General features: G+C 66.3%; 17 protein-coding genes. 9 read left to right on the forward strand and 8 right to left on the reverse strand.

Annotated elements, in window-relative coordinates; translation table 11 throughout:
* Positions 1 to 4: 4 nt before the first annotated feature.
* Positions 5 to 472, reverse strand: coding sequence for a VOC family protein (locus AC1U2B_RS10810; protein ID WP_043395402.1), 468 nt, complete (start codon positions 470 to 472; stop codon positions 5 to 7).
* 26 nt (positions 473 to 498) lie between these two features.
* Between AC1U2B_RS10810 and AC1U2B_RS10815 the strand changes: the two genes are divergently transcribed.
* Positions 499 to 1326: an AraC family transcriptional regulator gene (locus AC1U2B_RS10815; protein WP_480216796.1), complete on the forward strand. Its 828-nt coding sequence runs from the start codon at positions 499 to 501 to the stop codon at positions 1324 to 1326.
* A gap of 18 nt (positions 1327 to 1344) precedes the next feature.
* Entirely contained in the window at positions 1345 to 2721 is a 1377-nt protein-coding gene (locus AC1U2B_RS10820) for an amidase (RefSeq protein ID WP_480216797.1), read from the forward strand.
* Here the strand turns inward: AC1U2B_RS10820 and AC1U2B_RS10825 are convergent.
* A complete protein-coding gene (locus AC1U2B_RS10825) occupies positions 2718 to 3659 on the reverse strand; it encodes an alpha/beta hydrolase (protein ID WP_480216798.1) in 942 nt (313 codons plus the stop codon). The two genes, AC1U2B_RS10820 and AC1U2B_RS10825, sit on opposite strands and share 4 nt — an antisense overlap.
* Positions 3660 to 3709: 50 nt before the next feature.
* Positions 3710 to 4204: a DNA-deoxyinosine glycosylase gene (locus AC1U2B_RS10830; RefSeq protein ID WP_260942376.1), complete on the reverse strand. Its 495-nt coding sequence runs from the start codon at positions 4202 to 4204 to the stop codon at positions 3710 to 3712.
* Positions 4205 to 4246: 42 nt separating this feature from the next.
* Between AC1U2B_RS10830 and AC1U2B_RS10835 the strand changes: the two genes are divergently transcribed.
* Complete coding sequence (locus AC1U2B_RS10835) at positions 4247 to 5326, forward strand: adenylate/guanylate cyclase domain-containing protein (protein WP_260942373.1); 1080 nt, start codon at positions 4247 to 4249, stop codon at positions 5324 to 5326.
* Positions 5327 to 5383: 57 nt separating this feature from the next.
* Positions 5384 to 6184, forward strand: a complete 801-nt coding sequence (locus AC1U2B_RS10840) for a glycoside hydrolase family 16 protein (protein WP_480216799.1) — start codon at positions 5384 to 5386, stop codon at positions 6182 to 6184.
* Here AC1U2B_RS10840 and AC1U2B_RS10845 read toward each other — a convergent pair whose 3' ends face one another.
* A complete protein-coding gene (locus tag AC1U2B_RS10845; RefSeq protein WP_480216800.1) occupies positions 6185 to 8296 on the reverse strand; it encodes a heavy metal translocating P-type ATPase in 2112 nt (703 codons plus the stop codon). It abuts the gene before it with no gap.
* A complete protein-coding gene (locus AC1U2B_RS10850) occupies positions 8293 to 8496 on the reverse strand; it encodes a cation transporter (protein ID WP_061002753.1) in 204 nt (67 codons plus the stop codon). The genes AC1U2B_RS10845 and AC1U2B_RS10850 overlap by 4 nt, the downstream gene beginning before the upstream one ends.
* 97 nt (positions 8497 to 8593) lie before the next feature.
* Here AC1U2B_RS10850 and AC1U2B_RS10855 point away from each other — a divergent pair, with 97 nt between their 5' ends.
* The 5 genes from AC1U2B_RS10855 to AC1U2B_RS10875 all read left to right on the forward strand — a co-directional run bounded on the left by AC1U2B_RS10855 (position 8594) and on the right by AC1U2B_RS10875 (position 11861).
* Positions 8594 to 8806, forward strand: a complete 213-nt coding sequence (locus tag AC1U2B_RS10855) for a hypothetical protein (protein ID WP_260942367.1) — start codon at positions 8594 to 8596, stop codon at positions 8804 to 8806.
* A gap of 79 nt (positions 8807 to 8885) precedes the next feature.
* Complete coding sequence (locus AC1U2B_RS10860; protein WP_480216801.1) at positions 8886 to 9437, forward strand: ATP-binding transcription factor AbmR; 552 nt, start codon at positions 8886 to 8888, stop codon at positions 9435 to 9437.
* Between the two features lie 62 nt (positions 9438 to 9499).
* Positions 9500 to 9973, forward strand: a complete 474-nt coding sequence (locus AC1U2B_RS10865) for a hypothetical protein (RefSeq protein WP_480216802.1) — start codon at positions 9500 to 9502, stop codon at positions 9971 to 9973.
* Positions 9974 to 10012: 39 nt separating this feature from the next.
* A complete protein-coding gene (locus tag AC1U2B_RS10870) occupies positions 10013 to 10492 on the forward strand; it encodes a methyltransferase family protein (RefSeq protein ID WP_480216803.1) in 480 nt (159 codons plus the stop codon).
* Positions 10493 to 10622: 130 nt separating this feature from the next.
* Positions 10623 to 11861, forward strand: coding sequence for an HNH endonuclease (locus AC1U2B_RS10875; protein ID WP_480216804.1), 1239 nt, complete (start codon positions 10623 to 10625; stop codon positions 11859 to 11861).
* Positions 11862 to 12106: 245 nt separating this feature from the next.
* Here AC1U2B_RS10875 and AC1U2B_RS10880 read toward each other — a convergent pair whose 3' ends face one another.
* From AC1U2B_RS10880 to AC1U2B_RS10890, 3 genes are all read right to left on the reverse strand, one after another.
* Positions 12107 to 12652 (reverse strand): TetR/AcrR family transcriptional regulator, encoded by a 546-nt coding sequence (locus AC1U2B_RS10880; RefSeq protein ID WP_480216805.1) that lies wholly within the window; start codon positions 12650 to 12652, stop codon positions 12107 to 12109.
* Between the two features lie 94 nt (positions 12653 to 12746).
* Positions 12747 to 12962 (reverse strand): hypothetical protein, encoded by a 216-nt coding sequence (locus tag AC1U2B_RS10885; protein ID WP_480216806.1) that lies wholly within the window; start codon positions 12960 to 12962, stop codon positions 12747 to 12749.
* A 3-nt stretch (positions 12963 to 12965) separates the two neighbouring features.
* Entirely contained in the window at positions 12966 to 14036 is a 1071-nt protein-coding gene (locus AC1U2B_RS10890; RefSeq protein WP_480216807.1) for an oxygenase MpaB family protein, read from the reverse strand.
* Positions 14037 to 14064 lie beyond the last annotated feature (28 nt).

Raw genomic sequence — 14064 nt, forward strand, 5'->3', positions numbered from 1 at the left:
TGGGTCAGACGTTGGCGGCCGCCCACTCCGACAACCGGCGGTCGCGTTCGGCGGCGTCGACGTCTTCGACCCGCGTCATCACCGCCCAGCGCTGACCGAACGGATCGATGATCGACGCGAAGCGGTCGCCGGTGACGAAAGTCTGTGTCGCTTCCCGGATTGTCGCGCCTGCGCGCTCGGCCCGGTCGACCACCGCGTCGACGTCGGGGCAGTACAACACCACAGAGTGCGTGACCGGGCCGCTGCGTGGCGGCGCCACCAGTTCGTAGTCGGCGTTGGGATCAGACAACTGCAGCCGGCCGGTACCGAAGTCCAGTTCGGCATGCGCCACGGTGCCGTCGCTCGCGTCCATCTTCTCGATCACCTGAGCGCCGAAGACCTCCACGTAGAAGTCGATGGCGGCGGCAGCCCCGTCGATCACCAGGAACGGGGTGAGGCTGGTGTAGCCCTGGGGAATTGGTTGCACGCTCATGGCATCCAGTTTCGTAGGGTCTGAGTGTGGCGGCTTGGAAAAACCCGACAGCGACCCCGCAGCTGGGTGTGGTCGGCCGTGCCAACACGGGCTCGGTCTTCGACCTGCAGCAGTGGCCGCCGTCGGCCGCGGCGGCGGTCTGGGTCGAAAATTTCTGGTCGGTCACCTGGGATTTGCGGGACGCAGAGCCGTTCGACAGCACCGTCATCACGTTTCCCGCGGTGCACCTGACGCACGAATGGGGCACCGACGACGTTCGGCACGGTCACCCGTTGCCGGCGACGCTGGTGCACGGCGTGGTCGAGCGGGTGTTCACCACCAGGCTGTCGGCGTCGGGTTCCGTGGTGGGAGCCAGGTTCCGGCCAGGTGGGTTCGCGGCGCGGTTCGGCCGGGATGCCGGTGCGCTGACGGGCCGGGTGTTACCTATTGACGACGAATTATTCGGCACGCCAGTGTCTTTCGCCGACAACATCGAACAGGCGGCAGCCGCGCTCGACGACGCGATCGGCGTTCACATCGACCCGGACACCACGTTTCGCGACCTGTCGACGCTGCTGGACCGCGTCAGCGCCGATTCGCAGCTGCACCGGGTCGAACAGGTGATGGCGCTGTCGCCTTGGAGTGAGCGCACCACCCAGCGAGTGTTCCGCCGCTACGTCGGGGTCCCGGTGAAATGGGTGCTGTGCCGTTACCGCCTGCAGCACGCGGCACTGCAGATCGAGACGGTTCCCGATCTTGACTTCGCCGACCTGGCAGTGCGTTTGGGCTGGTACGACCAGGCGCATTTCATCAACGACTTCCGGGCCATGCTCGGCTGCACGCCGGGGGAGTACGCCACCAAACACCGTCGATGATGGGTAATCTGTCGCCGCATGGACCCTAGTGAGCTGGCGTTCGCCGGCGCCGCCGAACAGGCCCGGCTGCTCGCCGCCGGTGCGGTGAGCGCGCCTGAACTCGTGGAGCTGTATCTGGACCGCATCGGGCGCATCGATCCCGAATTGCGTTGTTACCGCATCGTTCTGGCCGAGAGTGCCCGAGCGCAGGCGCGGGCCGCGCAGGCCCGGCTGGACGCGGGGGAGCGGCTGCCCTTGCTCGGCGTGCCGATCGCCATCAAGGACGACACCGATGTGGCGGGCGAACTGACCACCTACGGCAGCAGTGCCCATGGAGCGGCGGCCACTGCCGATGCCGAGGTGGTACGTCGACTGCGCGCCGCGGGTGCGGTGATCCTCGGCAAGACCACGGTGCCCGAGATGATGATCTGGCCCTTCACCGAGACATTGACCTACGGTGCGACGCGAAACCCCTGGAATACGGGCTATGCGCCGGGTGGCAGCAGTGGCGGCAGTGGCACCGCGATCGCGGCCGGTCTGGCCGCATTGGCGCTCGGGTCGGATGGCATGGGGTCGATTCGGGTGCCGGCCACCTGGTGTGGATTGTTCGGCATCAAGCCGCAGCGGGACCGGGTGCCGGTGAGCCCGCACGATGACTCGTGGTGCGGACTGGTGCACTACGGGCCATTGGCCCGCACCGTCGAAGACGCGGCGCTGTTCCTGGACGCCACCACCGACGGCGGCTTCGTGGATGCCGCTCGGCGCGCGCCCGGCCGGCTGCGGATCGCATTGAGTACCAAGGTGCCACCGCTGGTGACCGCGCGGGTGGGAGCGAAGCAACGCGCCGCGGTGGAGCAGGCGGGGGAGTTGCTGCGCGAACTGGGCCACGACGTCGTCCATCGAGACCCTGACTACCCGCGGTCGGCGGTGTACGGCCACGCCCTGCCGCGCTACTTCCGCGGGGTCTATGACGACGTGTCGGCGCTGCCGCACCCGGAGCGGCTGGACCGTCGGACCCGGGCGTTCGCCAGGATCGGTGGGTTGATCTCCCAGCGGCGGATCGATGCGATCCGCGCCACGGAACCTGCGTTGACGGCGCGGGTGCAGTCCGTGTTCGACAGCGTCGACGTGGTGATCACCCCGGGCGCGGCGTCCGGACCGTCTCGGGTCGGGCAGTATCAACGCCGCGGCGCCGTCTCGACCCTGGCGGCGGTCGCCGCGCGGGTGCCGTTCCAGGCGATGTTCAACGTCACCGGTCAACCGGCAGCGGTAGTGCCCTGGGGGTTGGACGACGCCGGAATTCCGACCTCGATTCAGTTGGTGGGCAGGCCATTTGACGAGGCGACGTTGCTGTCGCTGGGTGCGCAGATCGAGGGCGCGCGCCCGTGGGCCGGTCGGCGGCCTCCGGTCGGTTAGTGCGCACCGAGCGAGTTCTGGATGTCCGGCTTCATCTGACGCAGCGCCTGGCCCCAGTAGGCCCAGCTGTGGGTGCCGGTCGGCGGGAAGCTGAACGTCGCGTTGTGGCCACCGGCAGCGAGGTACGCGGCCTGGAATTTGAGGTTCGACGCGAGGGTGAAGTTCTCCAGGAACTGTTGCGGCAGGCCGGCCGTCGCACCGGCCAGATCGTCGGGTGTGCCGGTGCCGCAATAGATCCAGATGCGCGCGCCGGTGCCGACCAGCTGACCGACGTTGACGGTCGGATCGTTGCGAGCCCATGCCGGGTCACCCGGTGGGCCCCACATGTCGTCTGGGTTGAAGCCGCCGGAATCGTTCATCGCGAGTTTCACCAGTGGCGGCCAGAATGGGTCGGACAGGTTCAGGAACCCGGACAGCGAGCCGGCGTAGCGGAATCGGTGCGGGTAGTTGGCGGCGTAGATCAGCGCGGTGGAGCCGCTCATGGACAGCCCGACGACAGCGTTACCGCCTTGCGAGAGTTGCTTGTTCGCGGCGAGCCAAGCCGGCAGCTCGCTCGTCAAGAAGGTCTCCCACTTGTACGTCTGGGTGGTGCCGCTCCCGACGGCGGGCTGGTACCAGTCGGCGTAGAAGCTCGACATCCCGCCGACGGGCATGACCACCGAGAGGCCTGACTGGTAGAACCATTCGAAGGCTTCGGTGTTGATGTCCCAGCCGTTGGCGTCGTCCTGCGCGCGCAAGCCGTCCAGCAGGAACAGGGCGTGCGGACCGCCGCCCTGGAACTCGACTCTGATGCTGCGGCCCATGGCTGCCGACGGCACGCTCAGGTACTCGACAGGTAGGCCCGGCCGGGAGTACGCGGCGGCGGTCGGGACGTTGGTGAGGCCGACGACTATGAGCGACGCCAGCGCCGCACCCAGTGTTCTGCAGGTCCGTGGCATGTCTGCCCCCTAGGTCCAGATTCAGATCTACGCCTGTTGCGGCGGCAGGTCTAGCCCAAGGCGATCGCCTGCCACGCCGCGAGCTTGTCGGCGAACGACATGGTCAACGCTCCGCTGCTCGACGGCAGCCGGGCGGCGGGCAGCGCGATATCGGCTTGCTGGAACAGGGTGAACGCGGTCAGTCCGTTGACGAATCCCCGTTCGATCGTCGGGTGCTCGGCGAGGAATGCGTTGAAATCATTGAGTACCAACGTCTTCCGGTCGATGTTCGCGTCCAGGCTGCCGACCCGCCGGCAGCTGTGCACGACGTCCCACAGCGCCACACCGGCACCGGTGACGGCATCGATGCGTTCGGGGTAGGGCAGCTCGGCGTCGAATCCGGCGAGCGAGCCCAGCAGCCGCCAGAACTGGTTTCGGGTGTTCGCGTAGTACTCGCCGGTGTCCAACGACTTCTCGCTGGGAAACGAGCCCAGGATCAACACCCGCGGGTTGGCGCCGACAACTGCCGGCAGTCCGGTGCGTAGCGGCATCTGTGGCTCGGTCATGTGCCCATTCTGCGGGGCTGTCAGGCACGATAGGTTGGCCGGGTGAGCGAACAAGCTGCCGAGCCGGCCGACCGCGAAGAGCTGACCGACTGGTTGCTGTCCGAAGGCTTCAGCGCACAGGAGATCGACGAGTCCTTTGCGCCGACGCTGTTACCGGCCCGGCGAGCTCTCGGCGACGACGGTGTTCGGCTGTCGGCCGGGGACATCGCGGCCCGGTGGGACATCGATATTGATCTGCTGCAACGAATTCTGCACGCGGCGGGCCGCCCCCGGTCCGATGACCCGACGGCCGCGCTGTACTTGACGGTGGACAGTCAGCTGGTCGGCTACGCGCAGCAATGTCTGGGCATGGGACTGCCGATCGAGCAGGTCGTCGCGGTGGTTCAGGTGATGACGGACGGTCTCGCGAAAACGGTCGAGGTCATGCAGTTTGCGGCGCTGTCGGCGATCCTCCAGGCCGACGCGACCGAGTTGGAGAACGCCAAGGCTGTCGCTGCGCTGACCGGATACGTTGCGCCACTTCTGGGTCCGATGGCCCAGGACATGCTCCGCACGCAGATGCTCCATGCGCTGCTGCAGCAGGAAGTCGCTGCCACCGAGCGGGTGACGGGGCCGGCGCTGCCGGGCGCCGGGCTCGTGTCGATCGCCTTCGCCGATCTGGTCGGTTTCACCAGCCTGGGTGAGGAACTGCCGCCGGAAGGATTGGAGCGGCTCTCGCAGCGGCTGGCCGATCTGGCGCGCACCCTGGCCCAGCCGCCCGTCCGGTTCATCAAGACCATCGGAGACGAGGTCATGCTCGTCAGCCCGGAACCGGTACCCCTGCTGAACATGATCCTGGACCTTGTCGACGCGGCTGAAGCCGATGAGGCCCTGCCCCGGCTCAAGGCCGGCATGGCGACGGGGATGGCCGTGAGTCGGGCCGGGGACTGGTTCGGCGGTGCCGTCAACAAAGCCAGCCGGGTGACGGGCGTGGCGCGGCCCGGTGCCGTCCTGCTGGCTGATTCAGCACGCGACGCGGTCGGTGACGCACCTGGTTTCGACTGGTCTTTCGCCGGTTCGCGACGGCTGAAAGGCATCCGTGACGAGGTGAAACTGTTCCGGGCCCGCCGCGACGAGGACTAGCTGCGGCACGGCACCCCGACTTGCACCTTGGCCGGGACGCGGCTTACATGGGTAGACATGCCAGACATTGATCGTCGCAGCATGATGTCCATGGCGGGGCTGGGCCTGTTGGCCGCCGCGCTTCCGACCGCCGAGGCCAGTGCAGATACGCCTGGTAAGCCCATCTTCGTGGACAACTTCGACGGACCGGCCGGTTCGTCGCCCGACACCTCCAAGTGGGAGATCGCAACGGCCCGCGAGTCGATGGAGAACCCGACGTACTGGGAGCTGCCCGAACACGTCGGTCAGTACCGCAACGACCGCAAGAACCTGTTCCTGGACGGCAAGTCCAACCTGGTGATCCGTGCCGCCAAGGACGGGAACACCTATTACAGCGGCAAGATTTTCGGGACGTTCCGCGCCGGTATCGGCCACACCTTCGAGGCCCGGATCAAGCTCAACTGCCTGACCCCGGGCTGCTGGCCGGCCTGGTATCTGGCCAACAACACCCCGGGGATCGGTGGCGAGGTCGACATCATGGAGTGGTACGGCAACGGCAGTTGGGCCCCTGGTACCACGGTGCACGTCAATCTCAATGGCGGCGAACATGTTTCGCACAACATCACGCCGGACAGTGCCTGGCACACCTGGCGCTGCCAGTGGGACGACGCCGGGATTCGATTCTGGCTGGACTACACCGACGGCGCCCAGCCGTACTTCAACGTCCCGGCAAAGTCGTTGCCCAACTGGCACTTCAACGATCCCGGCTACACCCTGTTCCCGATCCTCGGCCTCGCTGTTGCCGGTTCCGGCGGTGGCGACCCCGCAGGGGGAACCTACCCGGCCGAGATGCTCGTCGACTGGGTGAAGATCTGGTGATTACCTGCTGGGCTTGAAGCTACGCAGCCGCAGGCTGTTGCTCACCACGAACAGTGAGCTGAAAGCCATTGCCGCGCTGGCGATCATCGGATTCAGCATGCCCGCTGCCGCCAGCGGAATGGCCGCGACGTTGTAGGCGAACGCCCAGAACAGGTTGCCCTTGATGGTCTTGAGCGTCGCTCGGGACAACCGGATCGCGTCTCCGGCGGCCCGCAGGTCGCCACTGACCAGGGTCAGGTCCGAGGCCTCGATCGCCACATCGGTGCCGGTGCCCATCGCCAGTCCCAGGTCGGCTTGGGCAAGGGCGGCAGCATCATTCACGCCGTCGCCGACCATCGCCACGACGCGGCCCTGATCCTGCAGCCGCTTGATCTCATCGACCTTGTCGGCGGGTAGTACCTCGGCGATCACCGTCTCGATGCCGACTTCGGCGGCCACCGCGCCGGCTGCGCGGGCGTTGTCCCCGGACAGCAGGACGGGCGTCAGCCCCAGTTTCTTGAGATCGGCAATGGCTTCGGCGGCAGTGTCTTTCACCTTGTCGGAGACCACGATGACGCCTGTGATGACGCCGCCGATCGCCACCCACACCGGGGTACGGCCTTCGGATTCAGCGGTGTGCGCGATGGTCTGCAATTCGGGGGTGGCCTCCGTGGCCAGCCAGCCGTATCGCCCGACGGCGACCTCGTGACCGTCGACCACGCCGGTGACGCCGCGACCGTCGTGGTTGACGAAGTCGATGACGGGCGGCAGCGGGCCATTCTCGGCGGCACGGGCCGCCACGGCCTGGGCGATGGGGTGTTCGGACGCGTGCTCCAGCGCACCCGCGAGTCGTAATACGTTGTCGGACTCGGCATGTACCGCGACGACCGTCATCTTTCCGGTGGTCACCGTGCCGGTCTTGTCCAGCACGACGGTATCGACCTTGCGGGTCGATTCGAGCACCTGCGGGCCCTTGATCAGGATGCCCAGCTGTGCGCCGCGGCCGGTGCCGACCAGCAGCGCCGTCGGCGTGGCCAGCCCGAGGGCGCAGGGGCAGGCGATGATCAGCACCGACACGGCAGCGGTCAGCGCGGCGCTGACCGAACCGCCGGCGACCAGCCAGCCGATCAGAGTCAGCAGCGCCAGCCCGATGACCACCGGCACGAACACCGCGGACACCCGATCAGCGAGACGCTGTACTTCGGCCTTGCCGCTCTGGGCATCGGCCACCAGGCGCGCCATCTGAGCCAGCTGGGTGTCGGCGCCGACGCGCGTGGCCCGAACTTCGAGGCGCCCACCGGCGTTCACTGTTGCGCCGGCGAGGTGGTCGCCGGGGCCGACCTCGACAGGTACTGATTCGCCGGTCAACATCGACGCGTCGACCGCGGATGTCCCGGTGATCACCACACCGTCGGTGGCGATCTTCTCGCCGGGGCGGACCACGAAGGTGTCATCGACCGCCAATTCCTCGATGGGCACCCGGATTTCGCGGCCGTCGCGGAGCACCGCAACGTCCTTGGCGCCGAGATCGAGCAGCGCGCGCAGTGCCGCGCCGGACTGCCGCTTGGCGCGGGTCTCGAAGAACTTGCCCGCCAGGATCAGCGTCGTGACGGTGGCCGCGACTTCCAGGTACAGGTGATCGCTGCCCATGGCCAGCATCCATGCCGACCACAGGTAAGAGGTGAGAACACCGAGCGACACCAAGGTGTCCATGGTGGCCGCGCCGTGCCGCAGGTTGGTCCACGCGGCGTGGTGCAGCGGCCAGGCGCCCCAGAGCACCACGGGGGTGGTGAGCGCCAAAGCCCACAGCGGCCAGTGCGGGAACTGCAGGACCGGAATCATCGACAGGGCGAGGACCGGGATCGTGAGGGCCAGTGACACCAACAGCCGTGGCAGATATGTCGTTTCGGTTGGGGCATCGGCCTTGTCGATGCTCGCGGTGTAACCGGTGGCCTCTACGGCCGAAACGAGGTCGTCGGTGGTCACGCTGTCCGGGTAGGTGATTGCCGCCTGCTCGGTCGCGAAGTTCACGCTGGCATGAACACCGTCAATCCGGTTGAGCCGCTTCTCGATTCGGGCGGCGCACGACGAACACGTCATACCGCCCACGGACAGCGTGACCGACGTGGTCATGCTGGTTGGACGACGTCGTATCCGGCGTCTTCGATCGCGGCGGCAACGGCGGCCCGGTCAGGCTCGCCGTCCACTCGTACGGTTCCGGCCTTGAGGTCCACCTCGACACCGGTCACGCCGGGCAGCGGCTCGACAGCTGAGGTGATGGACGCGACGCAGTGTCCGCACGACATTCCCTGAACTTCAAGTACCTGACTCATGGCCGAAGTATATACCCATAGGGGGTATAGGTAGTGCTGTGATGTGGGTCTCGGTCGAATCTCTTCCTTTAGTCGGCTCGGGTGGCATCCTGGTTCCATGGCGCGCAAAGAAATTGACCCGATCCGGGCGAAGAGTGCCCTCGCGGTAGCGAAGGAACACCCGGGCATGCTGCTGTTCGTGGCGTCGCCAGTAATCGCCGCCATCGTGCTGGTCGGTGTTTTCGTGGGCACTGGCTGGGCGGTGTTCCTGGCGTTGGCGGTGCTTGGGCTGGTCGTGTTCGGCGGTTCCGCGCTGTTGCGCAAGCGCTGAGAGAGCCCTTTTTCCCTATCTCGTTCGCCTCGGGCGAAAGGCCGTTCCGTTGCAGCTGTAACGGTGTAATCATGTAAGCATGAGGCAACATCATTCGGGCCAGGACCGCCGCGGCGGCTGGCAACAAGCGCAGCAGCCCGATGCGGGCGACGCCGCGGACTGGTTCGCCGGTCGGCTCCCAGAAGGATGGTTCGCCGGCGACCCGAGCGTCACCGTGGACCGCGAGGAGATCGTCGTCATCGGGCGACTGCCCGAGCCGGAGAATCCGGAAACCGCCGCTCGGGCTTCGGGGCGGGTCTCGCGATTCCGGGAGGAAACCCGGTCCGAGCGCATGCACATCGCCGACGAGGCGGAAGCCCGCTACGGCCGCAAGGTGGCCTGGGGCGTGGCGGTGGGAGAGTCGGAGCGAATCCTGTTCACCCACTTGGCCGTTCCGGTGATGACCCGACTCAAGCAGCCGGAGCGTCAGGTGCTCGACACCCTGGTCGACGCCGGGGTGGCGCGGTCCCGTTCTGATGCGCTCGCCTGGTCGGTCCGGCTCGTCGGTGAGCATGCCGAGGAGTGGCTGGCGAAGCTGCGTGACGCCATGACCGCGGTCGATGATCTGCGTGCCGAGGGTCCACAGCTTTGAGCCATTGACCTACGCCACCGCGCGGGTGCAGTCTCAAAGGACCGGCCCGATGGGAGCGCGCGATGAGCGATCGGTTGTTCAACTACGTCGGCGAGATGCTGCGCGGTTGCCTGGATGTCGACCTCGCTTCCGCCCGCGTGATCGGCGCGGGCGATTTCGCGAAGTTCCTGACCGACGATGTGCGGTTACACGTCGTCAGTGGGCACCTGGCCGCAGCGGAATGGGGTACCGCGGAACGCCATCGGTCGGTGCCGGTGACGGACACCCACATCATCGTTACCGAGCACGGCCTGCTGTATGCGGCCGAAGTTGGCGGCCCGAACCCCGGTTTCTACCTGGCAGTCCCGCGGTCCCTGCTGGAACCCATTGCTGACCACATCGCCGACAGTCCGCCGCCGGCCGGTACGCCGATTGCGATCGACTGCCGCCTCGACCATGATCTCGCGTCCATCTGGCAGTTCGAGAGTGCGCTCCGGCATCAACTCGAGTCCGATCCGGTCATTCGCGTCCAGCTGACGCCGGTGTTCGCGGCCTGAGCCATGGGCTCTTCGGCGTCCCTCCGACGCCAAAGCCTCGTGCGCAGTGCGGTTTTCACCATCGTCGTGCCGGGCACCATGGCCGGGCTGATTCCGTATCTGCTCACCGGCTGGCGGCGGATCGGTGACTTGTTCGGCTTGCCTGGCGGGTGGATCGCCGGCGTCATCCTGATCGCTCTCGGGCTCCCGGTGCTGCTCGCGGCCATCTACAAATTCGCGAGTGACGGTTTGGGTACGCCGCTGCCCGCGGCGCCGACCCAGAGCCTGGTGGTGACGGGGCCGCACCGGTACGTCCGCAATCCGATGTACCTCGCCGTCGCAACCACCATCGTCGGCCAGGCGTTGGTGCTCGGGCAACCCGTACTGCTTTGGTATGCAGGCATTTTCGTGGTGGCTACCGCCACGTTCGTGTACGTCTACGAGCAGCCCACCCTGCTGAGACAATTCGGCGACGAGTACCGGCGCTACTGCGAATCGGTACCCGCGTGGCTGCCGCGGGTCACGCCGTATCGGCCCTAGGTCGGCGCTACAGCAATAACTTTGGTCACTTTGTTTGCGCTGGTCACAGTAGGTAACTAGGACCTCGTGTGTTGCGGTTCGGAGTGGCCAGAATCCTTGCACTTCGAACGTATGTTCGATAAAATGAGGTATGGACGCCACATCCGGTTTCGCCGCCCTTCTGGACCGCGCTCGTGAGCTGCTCATCCCAAACGACATCACCGGGACCGACGCGCACGATGTGTTGCGCATGCTGTTGGCCTTGCGCGGTGTGGTTGATTATCTGGCGGCGACGATGACAGGTGCGCTGGACCGGTGTGGGGTGGCGGCCGCGCAGGGGCGGACGCCGCGTGAGCTGTTGATCAGTCTGGGGTGTGCACCGTCGGTGGCTGAGCGGTTGGTGCGTGTTGGTGGTGCGTTGCCGTCGCTGCCGACCTTGGTGGCGCATGCTGCTGATGGGGCGATTTCTGGTGAGCATGTCGATGCGATCGTCAAGGGCATCAATCACATTCGGGCACGGTCGCCAGGTCCTGTCGATGAGGCGGCCCGGTTTGAACAGGTCACCGATCTGCTGGGGCAGTTCTTCTCAGGGGCCACTCCGGCCCAGATCGGTGACCGGGCCCGCCGGCTGGGGAATCGGGTGGCCGCCGCCGAGGGTGGCTTGCCCGCGGCCGAGGACCGCTCGATCAACACCGTGGACCATCGGGTGACCAGTGACGGCCGGCTACAGATCCGCGCGAATCTGGATGCCGAGGTCGGCGCCAAGTACGTCGCGGCGATGGAGGAGTTGTCGGCGCCGCGGCCCGAACCCGACGGCAGCCCGGATGTGCGGTCGGCGGGGCGGCGGCGTGCTGATGCGTTGGAGGCGGTGCTGGATATCGCGGCCCGCGGTGGTGACGTCGCCAGCGCGCCGCGCACGCAACTGCTGCTGACGGTGCCCGCGGACACCCCGGACCTGGCCGAGTTGGAGTTCATGGGGCCGATCACCGCCTTGACCCTGGACCGCCTGACCTGCGACACCACCGTCACGACGGTGATCGTCGACGGCGAACACGTGCCGCTGGACGTGGGACGCGAGAAACGCCTGTTCCCGGCCCACCTACGCAAGGCCCTGTATCTGCGTGATCAGTGCTGCATCAAATGCGGCGCACCACCGGGACGCACTCACGCTCATCACATCGTGCATTGGAGCCACCACGGCGAAACCAGCTTGGGCAATGGGTGCCTGCTGTGCCCGGCCTGCCACGCCAACATCCACCACGACGGCTGGGACGTCGTCATGGGCATGGACAAGCATCCGTGGCTTATCCCGCCGGCCACCGTCGACAGGTACCGGCGACCCATCCCCGCCTACAACAGACGCACCATGCGACTCGACCATGCCGCATAGCACATAAAGCATTGTGCACCTTGATAACTCAACAGTGATAACGCATCGCGGGTCTGCTGCTTCGGCGGCGGAAATCTGACGCAGCAGGCCCGCGCAGCAGCCGAATGCCGTGAGCTGTGTCGGTTCTCAGTCGACGCGCCACATTCCTGGTCAAGTTGAGGGGCGCCGTGGCTGACGCTGGCGGCGCGACGGGGTCCGGGGGTGTACGCCCTCCGGACTGGGGTCTGCCGGGTAGTGTTGTCGCACTAGGGTTTTGCGCGCATCGCGCGATACGCCGCCTTGCCCAAGGTTTCGGCCACCAACTCAGGGTCATCGTGATCGTCGGTGTCGAGCATCTTCCGGATAGCCACCTCGCAGATCGCCAGAAACACCTCGACCAACATCGGCAGCGCGACATCGACATCAGCGACCTGCCACCGCTCCGCCAGCGGGCGCATCGCCGTGGCCAACTGGCCACGGATGCGTTCACGGCCGCCGATGATCGCCGCAGTCAGCACCGGGTCGGGATCCGCGGCGAACATGATGCGCCATGAGGCGGGACGCTCGCGCACGGTACTGCACAGCGCACGGAACCCGTCGACGAACAGTTGCTCGATCGAGCCGGTGCGCTGCGGGGGTAACAGTTCCAGCAGGCTTGCCAGCACTACTTCGTTTTCCCGATCCAGCAGCGCTGCAAGGACTTCGCCGCGACCGGGATAGCAGGCGTAGACCACCGGCCTGGTGACGCCCAGACGCCGTGCGATGGCTCCCATCGTCACATCGGCCAGTCCCTGTTGCGCTGCGATCTCCAACGCGGTGTCAAGCACTTGCGGCCGGCGTCGGTCCGGACCCAGATGTTCGGCCCGGGCCCGGGTGGCGATTGTGGCTTCGTTCACTTCGCTTCACTCATGTCAGGTAGACATTCGCGATGATCAGCACCGGCCACGCGACGATCTCGCCCAACAGCGAAAACGCCTTGTCCAGTCCCTCTAGCGGAACGATGTGATCGATGTGTGCGGCAGCCCATGCCGTGCCGATGGCAAAGTATGGGACGCCAAGCACAAGCGCGAGGTAGACGAGTTGCCGGATGCTCAACCGGTAATTGAGAAGGTTTTTGATCACCGGTCAACCGATCCCGCCGAGAATAGGCTGCGACTCGATGATGCCCTCGTCGCTCGGTGAGAGTCCGTCACCGAACACCCGAACCCGCTGGCGTTCGCGAAGTGAGAAGTGCGCTTGGCTCGGCGTGTCGTAGCCGAAGCTGCGCTGGGCTTCGCGCGGCGTCGTCGTCACCGGATTCCGCGGCGGAACCGACAACAGAACCCGTGCGCCGAGCGGCAGGGTCGCCGGTGACAGTAGTCGCAGCAGGGTCAGCTGGAGCCGTTTGCTCGTCGCGATCACCGTGAATGCAGCACTGAGCGGCGGAACGACCAGCGCGTCGAGAACCCGGGATGTGCTGAGCCCGGACATCTCTCGCATCCAGCGCGGCATCGTCGCCAACGTGCCGCGGCGCAGGAACGCGGTGATCACGGCCGTGCCGGGGCGCAGTAGCAACGGCATCTTCGGCAGCATCACCTCGGCGCCCAGCAGATGGTTCATTGCCTGCCGGGCGATGTCTGAGCCGATCAGTTGGGGCCGCATCTTCTCGAAGTACTCCCGGATGCCCTCACGAGTCAGGGGTACATCGGACGGATCGCAGGTCTGCAGTTCGGCGGCGACCGCGCATTCCCGCCAGTACTGCAGCTCCTCTTCGGGCGGCAGCGGGCCGGGACCGTACTTCTCGTAGGCCACGAGGATTGAATGCCACGCCGTCAAATGGATCCACAATTGTGAATCGGGATCGTTGGCGTCGTATGCCTTTCCGGTGACCTGATCTGTACCGATGGCCTTGGAGTGGACCTTGACCAAGACATCGGCGGCCTTTGTGGTCGAGCGACTGTCGTCGAACGCCACCATCGCAAAGTAGTGCAGCGTCCGGTCGTACCGCGTCCGCGGCCGCGAGTAGATCTCATGGGTCTTGTCGACCGCGGCGATGAGAGCCGGATCGAGCTCTTCGATTACGACGGCACGCTGAAACCCGATCGACAGAGATGTCGGATAACTCCACACCTTCCACGTCACCGAATCGGGACCGAAGAAGCCGTAGTCCTCCCCAGGTTCGGTTTCGGGCAATGCTAACCAGTCACTGATGGCCATATCTCCCCCATTTTTTACACCGCGTAGT

The sequence above is a fragment of the Mycolicibacterium sp. P4_G11 genome (genome assembly GCF_056555145.1).